The following is a 19,782-nucleotide window of genomic DNA, read 5'->3' on the forward strand; positions in this document are numbered from 1 at the left end:
TGAAAATGATAAAATATACAATCGCACTGGCTGCGATGGTTTTGATAGGATCTATTGCCAATGCGCAGGAAAACACAGCGGATGAGGGTAAATTGGGTTTTGATGTGATAGTAGGCGGTAAGATCGGCGGCGCAGCCCCCCTATCATTGCCACGTGAAATTCGAAAGATTAAAAGCTATAATCCGAATGTTCCCTTTTTTGTCGGAGCAAGGGCAAACTATCATATTGATTCCCAATGGGGAGTATCTTTGGGAATCGTCTTCGAAGGTAAGGGAATGGATACAGAGGCGAGTGTTAAAGGATACAAGACGACATTCAATGCGGTGAATGATGCAAAAGAGGAGCTGAGAGGTTATTATACGGGTGATATCACAACAAAAGTACATAACCTGTATCTGTCTGTTCCGATCCAAGCTACCTATCAGCTTTCAAATCGTTGGAATGTACAGGCAGGTCCTTACATTTCTTTTGCGGTAAAAAAGGAATTCTATGGCGAGGCCTACAACGGCTATCTTAGGCATGAGGAGCCTACCGGAAATAAGATTGTTGTAGATAATGCTGATTATGATTTCTCGGAGAGTGTTAGAAGTATTGATGTTGGTATGAGTTTGGGCGCACATTATGCTATCGACAAAAGATTCTTTGCGTTGGCACAGTTGGATTATGGCTTCAATAATATTATGAAAACCGGATTTGAAAGTATTAGCTTCGGGTTACATAATATCTTTATGAATGTTGGTATAGGTTATAAATTGAAATAGCTTTAATATCCATAAAAAAGAAATGGCCGATCCTAGGATCGGCCATTTCTTTTTTATACTGTTATGCTCATTTAAATGATGCGGAGTTTTACATTTTTAATCCGATTTCTCTTAAGCGTTCATCCAGGTACTGACCAGCGGTATAATCTTCGTAGGCCTTCGGGTGTTCCGCATCGATGCAGGAATCCAATGAAGCCAAACTCATGGCGGATTTTGGATGTAAAAAGAAAGGAATAGAAAAACGGGAAGTACCCATCTTCTCACGTGGTGGGTTTACTACGCGATGCGTAGTAGATTTCAACTTATTGTTTGTTAACCGTTGCAACATATCACCTACATTGATGACGATATCTTCACCTTTGGCTTTGATAGGAAACCATTCCCCGTCTTTTGTCATCACTTCAAGACCATCCGCACTAGCTCCAATCAATAAGGTGATGAGGTTAATATCTTCGTGGGCGCCTGCGCGTACCGCGTCAGGGGCTAAGGCGTCAGGATCGTTTATTGGGAAGTAATGGATAGCACGTAGAATAGAATTACCGTTGATGACATATTGTTCAAAGTAATTTTCTTCCAGATCGAGGTAGGTCGCGATCGCTTTCAATAAGTCGCGGCCTGTATCTTCTAGTTTTTTATAAACCTCAGCGGTTACGCCATTAAAGCGAGGAATTTCAGCTACTTCAGGATTGTCCGGAAAATCAGCTTTGGAATATTCTTCACCAACAATCGTTTGACCGCGTTGCCAGAATTCTTTTAAGTCAGGTGTTTTCGCGTCTTTGGCTTTTTCTCTTCCTTTTGCGGTATAGCCACGTTGACCTGCAAGTTCTGGAAATTCATATTTTTCCTTGATCTCAGTAGGCAAAGCAAAAAATTCAGGAACCACCTGATATAATTCCTCAATCAGCTCTTTTGATAAGCCATGATTTGCAATCGTTACAAAGCCTGTTTCATTGAAAGCTTTGCCAATATCTTGGATAAATTGATTTCGTTGTTCTTGGGTTCCTTGTGTATAATGTAGCAAGTCCAAGCGAGGTATGTTTACTAAAGCCATACAGTGTTGATGTTTGTTCAGGACAAAGTTAACGGAATTAATTTTGATTATTAAACAGGGACTGTTAATAAAAGTTTTGTGTTTCTGTTTATTTTGCTGTATGTCAGTGTTTAAAAGTTTTCCACATTTCACAATTGACGACAAGTATCGTTAGGTATGTATGCCGAATTATGCTGACGAACATATGACAAAATTTATAATTTCGAGCTTGTTATTCTAATTGCTAACTGGTATATTTGTTATGCAAGCATAATAAATAGCTTGTGAGTACGCTTATGAACCAAAATCAGACAATCGATTATTTTTTAAAAACAGGCTGGCAGACAATAGCCAATAAATATAATCAAATTGCTTCACAGTACGGTTTTACCCAGGCTGCGGGATATATTTTGATTAACATCCATAAAGAGGGTACACCTGTTTCTCAGATTGCAAATTTGACAGGAGTTAAAACAACTAGTTTGTCTCGGGTGTTGAATAATTTGGAGTCATTGGGATTTATATACCGCGAAACGAGTGAGACCGACAAGAGGTCCGTAAAAGTGTATTTAACCGAATTGGGGCGAGAGAAAAGACGGATTGCTAAAGATGTTGTTCGTAATTTCAATCAATATTTAGCGGACAATTTTTCAGAAAATGAACGGGATCAATTGATTGCTTCTTTAGCGAAACTCAATGAGCTCGCAACAAGTTACAAAGAAGAAGTAATCATCTAGGAATTAAACCAAATGTACAGAAGTGCATGATAAATATGTTATGATGAACAGAAATATTAGAAAAGTGGCAGTTCTCGGATCGGGTGTTATGGGCTCGCGAATTGCTTGTCATTTTGCTAACATTGGTGTTGAAGTTTTACTGTTGGATATTGTTCCGCGCGAACTGCTTCCGGCAGAACAAGCCAAAGGCTTAACTTTGGAGAGTAAGATCGTTCGGGACCGAATTGTCAACAGCTCCTTAGAAACGGCTTTAAAAACAAACCCTTCGCCAATTTATAGCAAGTCATTTGTAAGACGTATCAAAACAGGGAATTTTGACGATAATCTAAAAGACATTGCTTCTGTGGATTGGATTATCGAGGTTGTCGTTGAGCGGCTCGATGTTAAAAAATCTGTTTTTGAGCGTGTTGAGCAATTTCGAAAACCTGGGACATTGATTACTTCCAATACTTCTGGTATCCCTATTCATTTAATGACAGAAGGGCGAAGTGAAGATTTTAAAGATCATTTCTGCGGCACACACTTCTTCAATCCGCCGCGCTATCTCCCTTTATTGGAAGTCATTCCAACACCGCATACCAAGCCCGAGGTTGTTGACTTTATACTTCACTTTGGTGACAAAATGCTGGGTAAATCGGTTGCGTTATGTAAAGACACTCCGGCGTTTATTGGTAATCGTATCGGTGTTTATTCGATGTTGGCGGTTACTCATTTAGTGGAACCTCTTGGATTGACCGTTGAGGAGGTCGACAAATATACCGGTCCTGCAATGGGGCATCCCAAATCGGCGACTTTTCGTACAGCCGATGTGGTAGGACTTGATACTTTGGTGAATGTTGCCAATGGACTGGCGCAGAATGCCCCAGAGGATGAAGCCAAAGGCGTTTTCCAGCTTCCTGCATTCATCAGCAAGATGGTCGAGAATAAATGGTTGGGTGAGAAAACCAAGAAAGGGTTTTATGAAAAAGTAAAAGCTGCCGATGGTAATTCGGAGATTTTATCTTTAAATCTAAAAACACTGGAATTTGGTTCACAGCAAAAAGTGAAATCCACTACTTTGGAAGCTACCAAGCCTGTGGAGGATATCCGCAAGCGGATGAAAGTATATGAACAAGGAACCGATAAAGCGGCGGAACTCTTCCGTGCCATGCATTATCCATTGTTTGAATATGTATCCCGCCGTGTTCCCGAAATTACAGATGACTTCTTCCGGATCGATGATGCCATGCGTGCTGGATTTGGTTGGGAGTTAGGACCATTTGAAGTATGGGATGCGCTAGGTGTTCGCGAGACCTTAGCTAAAATTAAGGCCGAAGAAAAACGACTTCCGGGTCAGGATGGAGAGGTTGCTTCCTGGGTACACGAGATGTTGGAAGCCGGATGTGAATCATTCTATAAAATAGAAAATGGTGTACGTCACTATTATGATATTGCGACCAAATCGTATAAAGCTATTCCCGGTACCGAAGATCTGATCGTATTGGATCACATCCGGGAAAGTAAGACAATCTGGAAAAATACGGGTGTTTCTATTATTGATCTGGGCGATGGTATCATTAATTGTGAATTTCATACCAAGATGAATACCATTGGTGGGGATGTTATCCAGGGATTGAATAAAGCCATTGACCTTGCTGAAAAAGAGTATCGCGGTTTAGTGGTGTCCAATGATGGAAAAAACTTTTCTGCTGGAGCGAATATCGGAATGATTTTCATGATGGCCGTCGAACAGGATTTTGATGAATTGAATATGGCCGTTCGTGCATTTCAAAATACATCCATGCGCTTACGCTATTCGTCAATACCTGTAGTCGTTGCGCCATTTCAAATGACGCTTGGTGGGGGCTGTGAATTCTCCATGCATGCCGATTTTGTTCAGGCTCACGCCGAAACCTATATGGGCTTGGTTGAACTGGGGGTTGGTGTTATTCCTGGTGGTGGCGGAACCAAAGAATTTACGCTACGTGCCTCGGAGGAATTTAAAGATGATCAAATTGTCCAAAATACGTTAAAAGATAAATTCCTGACTATTGGTCAGGCAAAAGTTTCGACTTCTGCCTATGAAGCCTATGAGCTCGGCTATTTGCAGAAAGATAAATTTGCAATCACCATGAATCGTGCCCGTCTTCTGGCGGATGCCAAGGCAAAGGCATTAGAATTGGCAGATGAGGGTTATGTTCAGCCTGCTCCTCGCAATGATATCAAAGTTTTGGGAAATCAAGGATTAGGAATCGTTTATGTGGGCGCTTCATCAATGCGTGAAGGCAATTACATCTCTGATTATGATCGTAAGATCTCAGAGAAACTAGGCTGGGTAATGTGTGGTGGAAATTTATCGTCACCGACGGAAGTGTCTGAACAGTATTTACTGGATCTTGAACGTAAAACATTCCTTGAGCTTTGTGCTGAACGCAAAACGCTTGAAAGAATTCAATTTATGTTGACCAAGGGTAAGCCTTTACGGAACTAGAACTCACTACTCACGAAAAAATTAAAAATAATGGAAGCATATATAGTAGCAGGATTTCGTACAGCAGTAGGCAAAGCGCCCCGGGGAGTATTTCGCTTTATGCGGGCCGATGATTTAGCCACGGATGTTATTAAACATCTTGTATCCACTGTGCCGAATTTAAATAAAGAAGATATAGATGATGTCATTGTTGGGAATGCCATGCCGGAAGCGGAGCAGGGACTCAATATGGCCCGTTTCATTTCACTGATGGGATTGGACACGGATAAGGTCCCGGGTGTAACCGTTAACCGGTACTGCGCATCAGGCCTAGAAACCATTGCAACCGCGGTAGCAAAGATTAAGACTGGGATGGCAGATGTTATCATTGCCGGTGGTGTAGAGGTGATGTCCGGAATGCCTTTTGGAGGTTGGAAGATTGTGCCTAATCCTGTTGTGGCAAAAGAGCATCCTGACTGGTATTGGGGAATGGGATTGACTGCCGAAGCCGTAGCCAAAGATTACAATGTTTCACGCGAAGATCAGGATGCTTTTGCACTTAAATCAAATCAAAAGGCAGTTGCAGCTATTCAAAACGGTCATTTGAAAGATGGGATTGTGCCTATTACTGTAAAAGAAAATTACCTGAAAGACGGTAAGATTGCAACGCGCGAATATGTTGTTGATACAGATGAAGGTCCTCGGGCTGATACTTCCCTGGAGGCTTTAGGGAAACTAAAACCAGTCTTTGCAGCGAATGGTTCAGTAACGGCGGGGAATTCCTCACAAACTTCTGATGGAGCAGCATTTGTCTTGGTGATGTCTGAAGCAAAAGTGAAAGAACTTGGTGTTAAACCAATTGCAAAGCTTGTTAGTTTTGCTGTAGCAGGTGTTCCACCGCGCATTATGGGTATCGGACCTATCTATGCCATACCCAAGGCTTTGGCAAAAGCCGGTCTTAAAAAGGAAGATATTGACCTCTTTGAGCTGAATGAAGCTTTCGCCTCTCAATCGCTAGCCGTAATTCGTGAACTTGGATTAGACGAAGAGAAAGTTAATGTCAATGGCGGTGCCATCGCTTTAGGGCATCCACTTGGATGTACAGGAGCTAAATTGACGGTCCAAGTCTTAAACGAGTTGAAACGCAGAGGCAAAAAATATGGCATGGTGACGATGTGTGTCGGAACTGGTCAAGGAGCGGCTGGTATTTTTGAGTTATTGGACTAAAATTAGCCGCTAGGAATAGCAATATAGACGAAATATGGATCTCTGATCTCATAACGCATAGAAGTATTTAAAAACATGGTGGACAGCAGCATCACTAAGCAGTGATTTCCTGGTCCATATAAATCTAGAAAGACAATGAGCGAAAATAAAGCAATTAAAGGCGGAGAGTTCGTGATTAGAGAGACTCCCTATACAGCCGTTTTTATTCCGGAAGAATTTGATGAAGAAGCCAAAATGATTCGTCAGACCTGCTTGGATTTCTTGGATACGGAAGTATTGAACAAGCTGGACCGTATCGATGCGCAAGAAGAAGGACTTATGCCTAGTTTGATGGATAAGGCCGGTGAACTCGGGATGCTGGGTGTTTCTATTCCCGAAGAATATGGTGGTTTCGGCAAGAATTTCAACACTTCTATGCTTGTTGCCGATGCGGTAGGTGGTGGGTTTTCTTTTGCTGTCGCATTGTCTGCTCATACGGGAATCGGAACACTGCCTATTTTGTATTATGGTAATGATGCCCAAAAGGCGAAATATATTCCAAAGCTTGCTACCGGTGAATGGAAAGCTTCATATTGTTTGACAGAGCCCAATGCCGGATCGGATGCAAATTCTGGACGTACCTCAGCAAAATTAAATGCTGAAGGAACACATTATTTGATCAATGGTCAAAAAATGTGGATTACAAATGGTGGTTTTGCAGATATCTTTATCGTATTTGCAAAAATCGATGATGATAAAAATCTGACGGCATTTATTGTCGAAAAGGATTTTGGTGGTATCACGATGAATCCAGAAGAACATAAATTAGGCATCAAAGGGTCGTCAACACGTCAAATCTTTTTTAATGACTGTGCTGTGCCCATAGAAAATATGCTTTCTGATCGTGAAAACGGATTTAAGATTGCTGTAAATATCCTGAATATTGGACGTATAAAACTGGGCGCTGCCACAATTGGTTCGGCACGTATGGTGATTAATCATGCGGTGCAGTATGCCAATGAACGTGTGCAGTTTAATCTGCCGATTTCTAAATTTGGTGCCATTCGTTATAAGCTCGCTGAAATGGCAACACGTTTGTTTGCTGTGGAATCTGCGTCATATCGCGCGGGTCAAAATATCGATGATGCCTATGATGCATTGATCGCTGGTGGTATGGATGAAGCGAAAGCAAAATTGAAGTCTGTGGAGCAGTTCGCAATTGAGTGTGCTATCATCAAGGTATGGTGTTCGGAGATGTTAGATTATGTGGTTGATGAGGGCGTGCAAATCTATGGTGGAATGGGCTATTCTGCAGATGCGCCGATGGAACGCGCTTATCGGGACTCACGGATCAACAGGATTTTTGAAGGTACCAATGAAGTGAATCGATTACTTGTGGTTGACATGTTGTTAAAACGGGCCATGAAAGGTGAATTGGATCTGATGGGACCAGCGCAAGCTGTAGCCGGAGAGCTTCTAGCTATTCCAGATTTTGGTGAAGAGGACGACGCACCTTTTGCTGCAGAAAAGAAAATTGTGGCAAACCTTAAAAAAGCAGGCCTATTGATTGCCGGAGCAGCTGTGCAAAAATTGATGATGTCTCTTTCCAAAGAGGAGGAAATCCTCATGAACATTGCAGATATTATCGGGTATGTTTATATCACTGAGTCAGTCTTGTTGCGTGCGGAAAAATTGCTGCATACAGGATCAGCTAAAGCAGACTATGCGAAAGATATGGCTAAAATTTACCTGTATGGTGCTATTGATAAAGTTAGCGCTGCTGGCAAAGAAGCATTATATTCTTTTGGCGAAGGCGACGAACTGAATATGATGTTAGTTGGTTTGCGCAGATTCACAAAAGCACAGCCATTTAATGTGAAAGATGCACGTCAGCGAATCGCAAAGAAATTGATAGATGAGAATAAATATTGTTTTTGATTGATAATAGATTATTGGTTTTGGTTAATGGCCGGAGAGAAATCTTCGGCCATTTTTGTGTTACAATACTAGAAAGTAACGGTAATTATGTTAAATTTAACCTTTAAACCCTAACCATTCTATGACATCTTCAAAATCATTTGCATTTACAGAAGACTGGGTAGTCGTCATTTTGGGGATTGCTACCATATTTCTTGCTCTCTCAGGAATTGTTGCGCCGGTACCTAGTTTTTCGTGGAGTAATTCTGCCGAACTCGTCTCAACGATATTCGACCCGACCAATTTACTGAAGCTTTTTGAGCAGTTTATTTTTGTATTCGTTACGGCGATATTAGGCGCGTTTCTTTTGGGAAAATCTGTAAAATATTTATTAGTTGTATTTCCGACTGTATTTATCCTTACGGTATTTGCCCTGATTTTGGCAGGCAACGCAACGGTGAAAGAATATAATCTCGAAGCTGTGATTTTTACTTTGATTATCGGTTTAATTATCAGCAATTGCTTTAAACTGCCCAATTGGTTTAAAGAGGCACTCAGTACGGAACTGTATGTCAAGATAGGCTTAATTTTGCTCGGAACGACAGTGATTTTCGGAGATATTCTCAAAGCGGGATCTTTGGGGCTTATTCAAGCACTGGCCGTTGTGCTGTCTGTTTGGTACTTCGCGTTTTGGATCTGTAAAAAGCTAAAGATTGACAAGGAAATGTCCCTGATGCTGTCGAGTGCGGTTTCTATTTGTGGCGTCTCCGCCGCAATAGCAACATCTGGAGCCATCAAAGGCGATAGCAAAAAACTTTCCTATGTGATTTCGTTGGTCCTGATTACAGCAATTCCAATGATGATTTTCATGCCCTATATGGCGGAGTGGATGGGCTTGTCGCAAGAAGTTACCGGAGCTTGGCTTGGAGGAAGTATTGATACAACCGGAGCTGTAGTAGCTTCTGGCTCCTTGGTCGGTGAAGAAGCGTTGAAGATCAGTACCATTGTGAAATTTTCCCAAAATGTATTGTTGGGGCTGGCTGCTTTTGCCATTAGTATTTATTGGACCTACGCTAAATCTGTTGATGATGAAACCAAGCGCGATAAACCGACATTGAAAATTATATGGGAGCGTTTCCCGAAGTTTGTGCTGGGATTTGTGTTTGCATCGTTGCTATTTTCATTCGTGATATCTCCTGAGAAGATTGATGCCGTCAAAGGAAGTTTGAAAAACTTACAGGGCCTCTGGTTTACCTTGGCATTTACATCCATTGGTTTGGAAACGAACTTTAAGGATCTTTTTGCTCAAGACAATAAGAAACCGCTATATGCTTTTCTGATTGCCCAGACTTTTAATGTTATTATTACCTTATTGATTGCTCTGGTGCTATTTCGCTAAGACGGTAAGTGTTTCAAGGTGAAATAGATCGTTAAAATATGACTGTAAAGATGGCCGTCTAACTAGGACGGCCTTTTTTATGCTTTTTCATCAAGGGTTTATGCGTGAATTTTTTTCTGATTCGTAGCACAGATCTTCGTTTTTTATACAATCGCTTGCTTCTTGATTTTCGCTGGGTAGTTGGTGATTAGGATGGTTGCCTTCGCGATTTTTTTCATGCTGAAAGAAATTTGAGCCGCTTTTTATTTGCTTTAAGTGTCTTAAAATTAAGGTTTAATGGCTTTTTGAAAAAAAATATCATTAAATCTATCAAATTAGTAGTCTTTTAAAAAATATTTATATATTTGTATCGTTATCTGATTTTCAGGTAAATAGAAAGGTGGGCAAAAAAGACTGACTTGACTATGAATCGAACTAACCATGAAATTGATTTTGTAGAAAGGTATGTATTTAAAGTTGTTTGAAATTGCCACGCTATAAGTGCATATATGGATTTGCTTTATGCAGTATGAAATAAAAGAAAATAACAAGATAAAAAGAATGAAACAAAATTACTCTTCAAAAACAAGTTTATTGGTTGCTTCGGTAGAAGGAGCTGTTGTTGGCCTAGAAAGTTGCCAAAAACGAATGTGTTGTTAAAATTTCTCTCTTACACTCTCTTATATTAGAAAAGGGAAGCCGAGGCTTCCCTTTCACAAAGTTTTAACAATGAAGCAAGTATCGATTGGCGTTGGCACTTGTTTAGATTCACCATTAAACTGAATAAATTTATGAAAAAAAATGCTATTTTTCGAATTAGCGTCGTTTTTAGCTTGCTTTTAACGGGTTCTTACCACAGCTATGCGCAAGTAGAAAATCCTAAACCTATTATAAATGCCTCATTAACAGGTACCGTAATTGACGCCGTAACAAAAGAACCATTACAGGGGGTAACGGTTCAGCTGGAAGCTGTTACGCACCAAGTAAAAACAGACAGTAAAGGAGTTTTTCAGTTTGTAACTGGACAAAAATTACCATTTTCATTGATCGTATCCATCGTCGGTTATCAAACTCGTCACATCGTGGTAGATCATTCTCCGGCCGTGATTGAACTTACACCACGATTGGAAGCTTTGGATCAAGTGGTCGTCACCGCACGTCGCCGTAAAGAGCAATTGCAGGACGTGCCTATTCCCGTATCAATTATTCGTGGAGCAGCATTAGAAGATGCAGGTGCTTTTAATGTTAACCGGTTGAAAGAACTGGTGCCAACTGTTCAGTTGTATGCATCGAACGCACGTAATACAACACTTAACATACGCGGACTTGGTTCCACCTATGGCCTCACCAATTATGGGATTGATCCTGGTGTTGGGTTTTATCTTGATGGCGTATATATTGCTCGTCCTGCCGCAACTTGGCTAGACTTCATTGATATTGATCAGATTGAAGTACTACGGGGACCACAGGGTACCCTCTTTGGAAAAAATACAACCGCGGGAGCTTTCAATATCACCTCACGTCTGCCTCAATTTACACCCGAGGCCAATGTGGAAGTCAGCTATGGAAACCAGGGGTTTATTCAGGCGAAGACTTCAATCTCAGGACCATTGGCCAAAAACTTGGCTGCGAGAGCTTCTTTCTCTGGTACACAGCGGGATGGAAACTTGTTTAATGTACATACCAATAGGAAGATCAATGATATCAACAACCTGGGCTTTAGAGGGCAATTGCTGTTTACCCCAACCGAAAATATCAAACTCGTACTTTCTGGGGACGTGTCATCACAAAAACCGGACGGTTATGGCTGGGCGGTTGCCGGAGTTGTAAAAACACAGCGTGCAGACTATAGACAGTTTGATGCAATTATTAAAGATCTTGGCTACGAGTTGCCCTATAAAAGTGCTTTCGAACGTAAGATAGATCTGGATACGCAATCCAAAGCCGATAATAAATTGGGTGGGGTCGCATTGAATGCCGATATCAAGATTGGAGAAGGGACACTGACCTCTACTTCTGCTTGGCGAACATGGACGTGGGTTCCGCTCAATGACCGTGATTACTTAGGACTTCCGGTATACACCGTTTCAGCAGGTAATTCCGTCCATAACCAGTGGTCACAGGAGTTCAGATACTCTGGGAAAATCAGTGAAAAGGTCAGCGGGGTTGTTGGGTTATTTGGCCTTTGGCAGGATCTGGGCACAGACCCTGTACATACCGAAGAAACAGGATCTGCCTTTTGGCGTTTTCAAAAAAGCTCTACCAGTGCTTTGTGGCAAACTCCGGGCTTATTCGATAATTTTGGAATCAAGACCGTTTACGGGATTAAAAGCACAAGCTTGGCAGCCTATACACAGATTGATTGGGCTGTAACGCCAAAATTACATATCCTCCCAGGGCTGCGCTACAACTACGATAAAAAGGTGGCTAACTACGATAGACAGACCTATGGTGGTTTGCAGACCTCAGATCCCGCCCTGCTTGCCTTAAAGAACGGTGTATATACCAATCAGACTTTTGATGTCAATGCGGATGCAGACAATTTCTCTGGTCAACTCTCCGCAAGATATCGCTTCAATCCGAAGATAAATGCTTACGCAACGTATTCAATCAGTTATAAACCTGTCGGTATCAACGTCGGCGGATTGCCCACAGCCAATGGAGCGGTGTTGCTGGATCTCGCCGAAGTAAAACCTGAGGCTGTCCGTCATAAGGAAATTGGTGTGAAGACAAATCCAACACGCAATTCACTCCTCAATCTGACCGTCTACCAAACGGATATCAAAGACTATCAAACGCAAGTGCAGACACCCGAGCCTGGGGTAAACCGTGGTTATCTGGCCAATGCCGAAAAGGTACGTGTAAAGGGTATTGAATTGGATGGAAATATCAACATCGGACATTTTCTCCGATTGAATGGAGCATTGGCCTATACTGATGCCAAATATGTTAAATTTACCAACGCACCTGTTCCCTTAGAAGAGGTTGGCGGAGCGCAAGCTTTTAAAGATATCTCTGGTGGCGTCCTTCCTGGTGTTTCCAAATGGTCCTGGTCCTTGGGCGGCGAAGCGAATAAAAGTGGGAAGCTGATCGGAATTAATGGATCTTACTTTTTGGGCGCAGACCTATTTCACCGGTCTAAATTCTCATCCAGTTCCTCACCATCACAGTACCTAAACATTGATGCCTATTCGGTATTGAACGCTCGGCTAGGATTCAGGGGATCGAATGGTATTTCGGTGTTTGTTTGGAGTAGAAATCTAACCAATAAAGATTATTACGAACAATTGCTGGCAGCACCTGGAAGCTATGGACAGTATGCAGGAGTAGTTGCCGATCCGCGGACTTACGGTGTTACACTGCGATACAATTGGAAACAAGGAAATTAAATCCGTAATTCATATTATATTTTTATCGACCGTCTCCATTTCGTTATGGGGACGGTTTTTGTTTTGCGCTAATTTTCAATAGCTCCTTTTTTTATATATGGAAATTTGTATCTTAAATCATCATTAAGGTGAATGATTTGCGCATGAACGAAAAAGAGCTTTTACAACACTATAAAACAAGCGGTGACTTGTCTACGCTGGGGAAACTATATTCGCCCTATATGTCCTTGCTTTATGGTGTGTGCTTTAAATACTTACAAGACCCCGACCGTAGTCAGGATGCTGTGATGCAGATATTTGAAGAACTTATCACGAAGCTTCGGCAATATGAAGTCGATAATTTTAAGAGCTGGTTACACGTTTACAGCAAAAATTATTGCCTGATGCAGTTACGTAAAGATAAGCGGACAACACAGGTTGATATTGAAGACAATTTGTTCGAAAGTGAACAAAAGTTAAATGATACCAGTGAAGTCAAATGGGAAGAAAAAGACTTTGAGAAACTGGAGGGATGTATGCAGACTTTAAACCACGAACAACAAGAATGTGTACGTTTATTCTATCTCGAGCAAAAATGTTATAAAGATATTGCAGATTTGACCGGATATGACTTGAATAAGGTCAAGAGTGCTATTCAAAATGGAAAGCGCAATCTAAAAATCTGTATGGAAAGGAAAGAAAATGGAAAATAATTATCAATTATCACGGATTTATAATTACATCCATGGTTTGATGACTAAGGAGGACATGTTTCAACTGGAACGAGAAGCATTGGAAGATCCCTTTTTACAAGATGCTATCGATGGTTATCGATTACAAAATGGTGTGGATGCCCGACAATTGAGTCTATTGCAGCAACGTCTCAATCGTCGTGTAGAAGATACAGTTGCGACAAGACATGCCCAATATTTCACTTGGCAGCGTCTGGCGATAGGTGCTACCGCAGGGGTACTTTTTGTGACTTTATTGGCCTTGCTCTATTTTAAACATTTTAGCGGTAAAGCGGAGCGTACAACGGATGTAGAGTTGAGCGAGCCTGAAAATAAGGTGTCTGTTGAACCATTGTTGGATGGAGGTGATGCAACGCCGCGTGAAGGATGGAAAATTTTTGAACAGTACCTCAATCAGAAGTCCGTTACATCTGTAAGAGGAGGCGAAATTATTGTCAATTTTACAATCGACAAAAATGGAGTGCCTACTCATATCAGTGCTGAAGGACAACCAGATCAGTCGCTCGTTGATGAAGCGGTTCGACTTTTGCAGTTTGGGCCAAAATGGCAGGGAACAAAAGGGCGTCTGAAAATTGTGTTCCCCGTCAAAGAGGAACGGAACTCGGCACAAGTAATTGTAATTAAACCGCCGCATTGTTTTGGAATCGAAAAAAAATAATAGTGATAAAAAGCAGCGAGCCATTTCTTTCATAGGAAATGGCTCGCTGCTTTTTTATATAGTCTGAATTACTTAAAATGCATATCTCAGGCCTAATTGTACTTGATAAGGATTACCATTTAAATTGGATACTCCCACACCAGAACTCATATTATAAATATATTGTTGACTGGTTGCATCAAAGCTTTTGATGGCATATAGATTTTGCTTACCCAGATTGTGTCCTACACCCCAAGTTTTTTTCAATAGGTTGGCTACATTGAAAATGTCTATCGAAGCTTCAATGCCATGTTTCTTGTAAACTTTTAGATTTTTAGCCAAATGTAAGTCAAATACGCCGTAAAAACCGTTGATGCCGCCGTTTCTTTCGGCGATGCGGTCGAGGTTACCATTGATGTATTTTTTAATGCTCTGTTCTGCCTTTGGATCATCCAAAATGGCTTGAATGCCCGATTTGATGTAATCGGGTGTGTTTTTATTGCTGGGGTTGTAAACGAAGGCAAGATCGTTGGAATTTACAAAATCACCATTAACATTCCCGTTAACCGCTAGGGAATAGCGCGTTCCTGCAATTCCGCTAAAACGTAAACCCATAGATACACCCCATAGCGATGGCATAGTACCATAAAAAACAACTTTATGGCGGAATTGATTGTCCGAATACGTCATCGTACTCAAGTCGCGTGGATCATCTTTCACCATCAGCGAAAGGGTAGCGGAATTTGCGACGTTGCCGTTGTAGGAGGTATTGTCTTTTGTGTCGTTCCAGGTGTAAGATACGGTTATCTGCCCGTCTTTATAATAACGATAAGTTCCGTCCAGCACAACCGTATAAGAATTGTTTTTTCCTTCACTGTTCATTTCCAGTACGCGGCCTATTTGTTTTGTTTTACGGCTATTGGTCCAGTTGGCGGCACCATTTGTCGTATTGATGCTTGATGCCGGAACATACACCCCACGGTTACCTTCGGCGGTCAGCCTAAAGTAAGGATCCTCCACCATATTGCGATCTACATACATATAATTGTTGCGCCCCCAGGTTCCGTAAGCGCTTAAACCGATGCGTAGCGAAGGTGTGAAAAAGTGATTGATGGAAATATTCGCTTTATATACAGTTGGCACTTTTACATCCTTGCTATTGGTATTGATGGTAACAAGTTTTTCGATCTTCGGGTTGTCCAGCAGTTCGCGCCCTGGAGCTGTATCGGGGTCTTGGCGATATCCTGCAAAATTTGGTTTGGGAATTAAAGTAGGGTCAGTAATATCTACACCGGCAATGCGTGAGCCATCAAACAACATATTGTTTAACATAGAATAGGGGTTGAGGGCCGAACCGAATATACCAGCGCCAAAACGGATTATATTTTTCTTTTCTTCATTGATATCCCAGTTGAACTGCACGCGGGGTTGTATCTGAAAAGTGTTGATACCATTATCGGTTGAAAGGCCCAGTTCGTCATAGACTGTTTGGTTGAATGTAGCCTTCTTTAGGTATTTCGTATTGTCCAGACGTAGGCCGCCGACAACATCAAGACCCCTAGCGATTTTAGCTTCCATCTGTCCATAGAGACCTACAGCTAGATTGTTGACCAAGGTGTTTTCTTTGTCAGTCATATATACATCACGGGCATAGCGATAAGGAGTCAGGTTATCGAAATTTTGTAGACCAGTAAAATAGAAACGACCATTCATTTCGCTGCCGTAGCGGAAATCCATGTTCGTATACATGACATCTGCACCGAAGGTATATTTGATTTTATCTGTGTTATAATAGAGGTTGTTGACCAGTTGTAACATATTTCCGTTGAACCATTCTGGTGCATAACGCTGACCACCAAGCTGTATTGAATTGGTATATTTATTTGTGCCGTCCACCGATTGAACAGATTCAACGATCGCACGTGGAATACTGTGTGACTGATCAAATCCAGCTACATTGTGCTGTGCTTCAGAACGCTCATAAAAATGTTGCACCTTCAAATCGTTGGTCAATTTGGAACTGATCGACGTGCGCAAGGAGGCCATGAGGCTGTTGTTAATATACCTTCTGTTGGTGTAGGATTCAAAAGCATTGATGCCTGTATTGTCTCCCTCTTGTTGATTGTCCATGTCGTAGACAAAGTTGTTCCGAATAGTCAATAAGTTTTTATCGTTCAATTGCCAATCAATGCGGGCGAAGGCCGCGTCGGTCTTTTTCTTCTTGTCAAAGGAACCAAACAGGCGATCGGCACTTGCACCATATTTACCTACAGCAATGCGGGTAAACTCATCTAATGTAGCCTGGGTTACTTTGTAACGTGCAATGTCCTCCGTTGTTTGAATGTCTGCGATCTGAAGAGGGCGGGTGTCCATCTGACGGTCCCAAGTTACAAAGAAGTGAGCTTTGTCTTTTATGATTGGACCTCCAAGTGAGAATCCATATTGATAGGTGGAGAATTTTTGTTTTCGGGCTGTTCCATTGAGGTTGTACTTACTCGAAAGCCAACCTGCCCGGGCAAAAGTAAATGCACTTCCAGTTAACGTATTTGTACCGGATTTGGTTACGGTGGTAATGCTGCCCCCTCCGCTGCGACCGAATGTGACATCGTAATCATTGGTCACTACTTTGAACTCTCGAATGGCTTCCATAGAGATTGAATAAGCTCCGCCGCTATTTCCACCGGCCACTGTACTGCGTGAATTCATTCCGTCTACCGTAAAATTGGTCGATGAAGCGCGCTGTCCAGCTAGATTTGTACCACTGCTGACAGGCGATAAATCAATCAGAGAGGAAAAATTACGTCCATTTACAGGCATTTTTTTGAGGTCATTGGCCGTAATGGCGGTAGATGCACCCAATGTCTTGATCTTATTTTTTAGGTCAGCCGCAATGCCTTGAACGATAACTTCATCCAATTTATTTTCAGCTGACGATAAGGTGAAATCCACATTGAGTTCGTCACCATAGCTCAATTTATAGTCGGTCTTTTTTTGTTCTGCATAGCCAACGTGGTTGATTGTGATGCTGTATGGCGAACCCAAAGGTAATTGCTGAAAGGTATAGACACCATTTTGGTTGGTCAGTGTCGTTTGTTTAAATCCTGTTGATTCATTCCTTACCGATACAGATGTTCCTTTTACAGGCCCATTGTTGTCTATGATCCGACCTGTAATCGTCGCTTCGGTACCCTGAGCCCAACTGTTGGTTGGAATTTGGAGAAATGTAATAATGGTTAATACCATTAACCAAACGATGTTTCTTTGCATAATAATTTCACTTTTTAGTTGATTAGCGTCTGTCACAAGTATGTTGCGAAATTATCTCTGCAAGATTGTTAAATGGTTAAGATCTCATTATGAAATATTTAATAAAAATGGGTTTTGATGGTCCGTCATGCATAATTAATTAACCTATAAACAGCGAGCGGCTCAGATACCTCTAAGCCGCTCGCTGTTTATTATAAAGTTGAGAAGATTTATTCTTCCCAACGAATTTTATCTGCAATTGGTGTGCGGATAGGTTCGCGCGCCTCAGATTGATGGTGTCCTAAGTAGAATAGACCAATACATTTTTGATTTTCTTCGAGATTTAAGAAACCACCCAAATGATTGATTAAACCGGGAGTCGCCCAGTATCCACCAATGTTTAGCGAGTGTGCAGCTAACCACATGTTTTCAACTGCTGCAGCTGTACAGGCCAATTCTTCCCATTCGGGAACTTCACCTGTATAATTGACAACAATAGCGATCGCAACGTTTGACTGTGTTGCTTTTTTGCCCATTGTTATTTCTGTTGCCTCAGTGTACTTCTCTGCTGGTGTTACCGATTTGTAAATACGTGATAACTCCGTGCCCAAACGTTCCAATCCCTCTTTGCGGAAGATGACAAAACGCCAAGGTTGTGTCCTTTTATGTGTTGGAGCAGCATTGGCCGCTTCCAAGATACTCAAGATATCTTCTTTACTGACTTCTTCTTCAGTAAAGGAAGCTTGAAATACTGATCTTCTGTAGTGTATTGCCTTTAATACGTCGTTTTTCATTATAATTTATTTTTCCTTTATGCTTTTTCTTCCCATAAAGATACAACATGCAAAATTGTTTTGACGGCTTTTTCCATATCTTGTACAGCTACCCACTCTTGTTTTCCATGGAAAGCATGCCCTCCGGCAAAAATATTTGGACAAGGCAGCCCCATAAACGAAAGACGGGAGCCATCTGTTCCACCACGGATACTTCTTCTTTCGGCTACCATTCCTGCTCGATTGATGGCTTCCATCCCGATTTCCATAATTTCAGGATGCTGATCCAGCACTTCTTTCATATTACGATATTGTTCTTTTACAACAAAAGTATAAGTACAGTTTGGATATTGCTCCACGATTGATTTTGCTATACCTTCCAGTTCATCTTCATGTTTCTTGAGATTGGCCGTAACGTGATCACGTACGATAAATTGAATTTCTGCTTTTTCCACAGATCCACTGATATGAACAGGATGTACGAAACCGTCTTTTTTGTTGGTGCTTTCAGGTGAAAGCCTATCTTTCGGTAGCGCCTCAATTATTGCACTGGCGATTTTGATGGCGCTTTGCATCTTCCCTTTAGCAAAACCTGGATGCACCGATACGCCATGAATAGTTAATGTAGCTCCATCTGCGGAAAATGTTTCATCTTCGATGGTTCCGGCTCTTTCACCATCCATGGTATAAGCGAAATCTGCTGCTAAACGTTTTAAATCTGCTTTATCAACCCCTCTGCCAATCTCCTCATCTGGCGTAAAAAGAATTTTGATATCACCATGTTTGATTTCAGGATGTTTCATTAATAAACGGGCAGCATCCATGATTTCGGCCACACCTGCTTTGTCATCTGCACCGAGTAAAGTAGTGCCACTCGCTGTAATGATATCATGGCCAATTTGATTGGCTAGATCGGGATGTTCGGCATATTTGATGATAATACTATTGTCATCAGGAAGCACAAGATCCTGGCCCTGATAGTTAGCATGAACCAGTGGTTTTACATCTTTTCCAGAAGAGTCCGGAGATGTATCCATATGAGAACAGAAACAGATAACGGGAACTTGCTTTGTGGTATTGGATGGAATAGTTGCGTAAATATATCCATTTTCATCCATTGCCGCGTCTGAAATACCCAATGCCAGCAACTCCGTTACAAGTAACTTTCCTAGGTTCTTTTGCTTTTCTGTAGAAGGACATGTTGGTGAATTTGCATCAGATTGTGTGTCAATCTGTACATAGCGTTGAAATCTTTCGGATACCGAAAAATCACTTATGTTGTTGATCTCAAATGTGCTCATTTTTTAATAGCCCTAATGTGATAAGGGTGGTCAAACTTAGATAAATTGCTTTTTATTTGCAATTTAATTTGGTTGCATTTACAAACAATTTACCCTTCATACATGCGTTTGACGCTATTGTAACAAATGGGCAATAACAGAAAGGGATCGGAGCGGATAGAATCCTAATTTTCGCTAAAGAGAATGTACCGCTAAAGAAAATGTATCGCTAGATAGCATTGTGCTGG

The 19,782-nt window shown here is 41.5% G+C and carries 13 protein-coding genes; 9 read left to right on the plus strand and 4 right to left on the minus strand.

Translation table 11 applies throughout. The features are described from left to right. Nucleotides 1–5 precede the first annotated feature (5 nt). The gene (locus tag B4Z90_RS17930) at nt 6–761 is read left to right on the plus strand and encodes a porin family protein (protein ID WP_286802874.1); all 756 of its coding nucleotides are present in this window, start codon (nt 6–8) and stop codon (nt 759–761) included. 88 nt (nt 762–849) lie between these two features. Here B4Z90_RS17930 and B4Z90_RS17935 read toward each other — a convergent pair whose 3' ends face one another. Next, entirely contained in the window at nt 850–1,812 is a 963-nt protein-coding gene (locus B4Z90_RS17935) for an isopenicillin N synthase family dioxygenase (protein WP_070570303.1), read from the minus strand. Nucleotides 1,813–2,087: 275 nt separating this feature from the next. Here B4Z90_RS17935 and B4Z90_RS17940 point away from each other — a divergent pair, with 275 nt between their 5' ends. From B4Z90_RS17940 to B4Z90_RS17975, 8 genes are all read left to right on the plus strand, one after another. Next, nucleotides 2,088–2,528: a MarR family winged helix-turn-helix transcriptional regulator gene (locus B4Z90_RS17940; RefSeq protein WP_046673745.1), complete on the plus strand. Its 441-nt coding sequence runs from the start codon at nt 2,088–2,090 to the stop codon at nt 2,526–2,528. Between the two features lie 40 nt (nt 2,529–2,568). Continuing rightward, a complete protein-coding gene (locus B4Z90_RS17945) occupies nt 2,569–4,998 on the plus strand; it encodes a 3-hydroxyacyl-CoA dehydrogenase/enoyl-CoA hydratase family protein (RefSeq protein WP_286802875.1) in 2,430 nt (809 codons plus the stop codon). 30 nt (nt 4,999–5,028) lie between these two features. Then, on the plus strand, nt 5,029–6,204 hold the full coding sequence (locus B4Z90_RS17950; protein ID WP_070570298.1) for an acetyl-CoA C-acyltransferase: 1,176 nt from the start codon (nt 5,029–5,031) through the stop codon (nt 6,202–6,204). 135 nt (nt 6,205–6,339) lie between these two features. After that, complete coding sequence (locus tag B4Z90_RS17955) at nt 6,340–8,121, plus strand: acyl-CoA dehydrogenase family protein (protein ID WP_286769132.1); 1,782 nt, start codon at nt 6,340–6,342, stop codon at nt 8,119–8,121. A 121-nt stretch (nt 8,122–8,242) separates the two neighbouring features. Further along, the gene (locus B4Z90_RS17960) at nt 8,243–9,499 is read left to right on the plus strand and encodes a YeiH family protein (RefSeq protein WP_286802876.1); all 1,257 of its coding nucleotides are present in this window, start codon (nt 8,243–8,245) and stop codon (nt 9,497–9,499) included. Nucleotides 9,500–10,269: 770 nt separating this feature from the next. After that, on the plus strand, nt 10,270–12,867 hold the full coding sequence (locus B4Z90_RS17965) for a TonB-dependent receptor (protein WP_286802878.1): 2,598 nt from the start codon (nt 10,270–10,272) through the stop codon (nt 12,865–12,867). 143 nt (nt 12,868–13,010) lie between these two features. Next, entirely contained in the window at nt 13,011–13,559 is a 549-nt protein-coding gene (locus tag B4Z90_RS17970; protein WP_070570290.1) for an RNA polymerase sigma factor, read from the plus strand. Further along, complete coding sequence (locus B4Z90_RS17975) at nt 13,549–14,256, plus strand: hypothetical protein (protein WP_286802879.1); 708 nt, start codon at nt 13,549–13,551, stop codon at nt 14,254–14,256. Before B4Z90_RS17970 ends, B4Z90_RS17975 begins: the two co-directional genes overlap by 11 nt. Nucleotides 14,257–14,328: 72 nt before the next feature. Here B4Z90_RS17975 and B4Z90_RS17980 read toward each other — a convergent pair whose 3' ends face one another. The 3 genes from B4Z90_RS17980 to pepT all read right to left on the minus strand — a co-directional run bounded on the left by B4Z90_RS17980 (nt 14,329) and on the right by pepT (nt 19,555). Then, nucleotides 14,329–17,502, minus strand: coding sequence for a TonB-dependent receptor (locus B4Z90_RS17980; RefSeq protein ID WP_201640047.1), 3,174 nt, complete (start codon nt 17,500–17,502; stop codon nt 14,329–14,331). A gap of 209 nt (nt 17,503–17,711) precedes the next feature. Next, entirely contained in the window at nt 17,712–18,275 is a 564-nt protein-coding gene (locus B4Z90_RS17985) for a nitroreductase family protein (RefSeq protein WP_236560304.1), read from the minus strand. A 17-nt stretch (nt 18,276–18,292) separates the two neighbouring features. Beyond that, nucleotides 18,293–19,555, minus strand: a complete 1,263-nt coding sequence (gene pepT / locus B4Z90_RS17990) for a peptidase T (protein WP_112375015.1) — start codon at nt 19,553–19,555, stop codon at nt 18,293–18,295. Between the last annotated feature and the right edge of the window lie 227 nt (nt 19,556–19,782).

It is taken from the genome of Sphingobacterium sp. UBA5639 (assembly GCF_002421245.1).
Classification (GTDB): domain Bacteria; phylum Bacteroidota; class Bacteroidia; order Sphingobacteriales; family Sphingobacteriaceae; genus Sphingobacterium; species Sphingobacterium multivorum.

What these genes read in the sequence shown, in the direction of transcription:
- B4Z90_RS17930 (WP_286802874.1), top strand. Translation starts at nt 6, where the DNA reads ATGATAAAATATACAATCGCACTGGCTGCGATGGTTTTGATAGGATCT.
- B4Z90_RS17935 (WP_070570303.1), bottom strand. Translation starts at nt 1,812, where the DNA reads ATGGCTTTAGTAAACATACCTCGCTTGGACTTGCTACATTATACACAA.
- B4Z90_RS17940 (WP_046673745.1), top strand. Translation starts at nt 2,088, where the DNA reads ATGAACCAAAATCAGACAATCGATTATTTTTTAAAAACAGGCTGGCAG.
- B4Z90_RS17945 (WP_286802875.1), top strand. Translation starts at nt 2,569, where the DNA reads ATGATGAACAGAAATATTAGAAAAGTGGCAGTTCTCGGATCGGGTGTT.
- B4Z90_RS17950 (WP_070570298.1), top strand. Translation starts at nt 5,029, where the DNA reads ATGGAAGCATATATAGTAGCAGGATTTCGTACAGCAGTAGGCAAAGCG.
- B4Z90_RS17955 (WP_286769132.1), top strand. Translation starts at nt 6,340, where the DNA reads ATGAGCGAAAATAAAGCAATTAAAGGCGGAGAGTTCGTGATTAGAGAG.
- B4Z90_RS17960 (WP_286802876.1), top strand. Translation starts at nt 8,243, where the DNA reads ATGACATCTTCAAAATCATTTGCATTTACAGAAGACTGGGTAGTCGTC.
- B4Z90_RS17965 (WP_286802878.1), top strand. Translation starts at nt 10,270, where the DNA reads ATGAAAAAAAATGCTATTTTTCGAATTAGCGTCGTTTTTAGCTTGCTT.
- B4Z90_RS17970 (WP_070570290.1), top strand. Translation starts at nt 13,011, where the DNA reads ATGAACGAAAAAGAGCTTTTACAACACTATAAAACAAGCGGTGACTTG.
- B4Z90_RS17975 (WP_286802879.1), top strand. Translation starts at nt 13,549, where the DNA reads ATGGAAAATAATTATCAATTATCACGGATTTATAATTACATCCATGGT.
- B4Z90_RS17980 (WP_201640047.1), bottom strand. Translation starts at nt 17,502, where the DNA reads ATGCAAAGAAACATCGTTTGGTTAATGGTATTAACCATTATTACATTT.
- B4Z90_RS17985 (WP_236560304.1), bottom strand. Translation starts at nt 18,275, where the DNA reads ATGAAAAACGACGTATTAAAGGCAATACACTACAGAAGATCAGTATTT.
- pepT (WP_112375015.1), bottom strand. Translation starts at nt 19,555, where the DNA reads ATGAGCACATTTGAGATCAACAACATAAGTGATTTTTCGGTATCCGAA.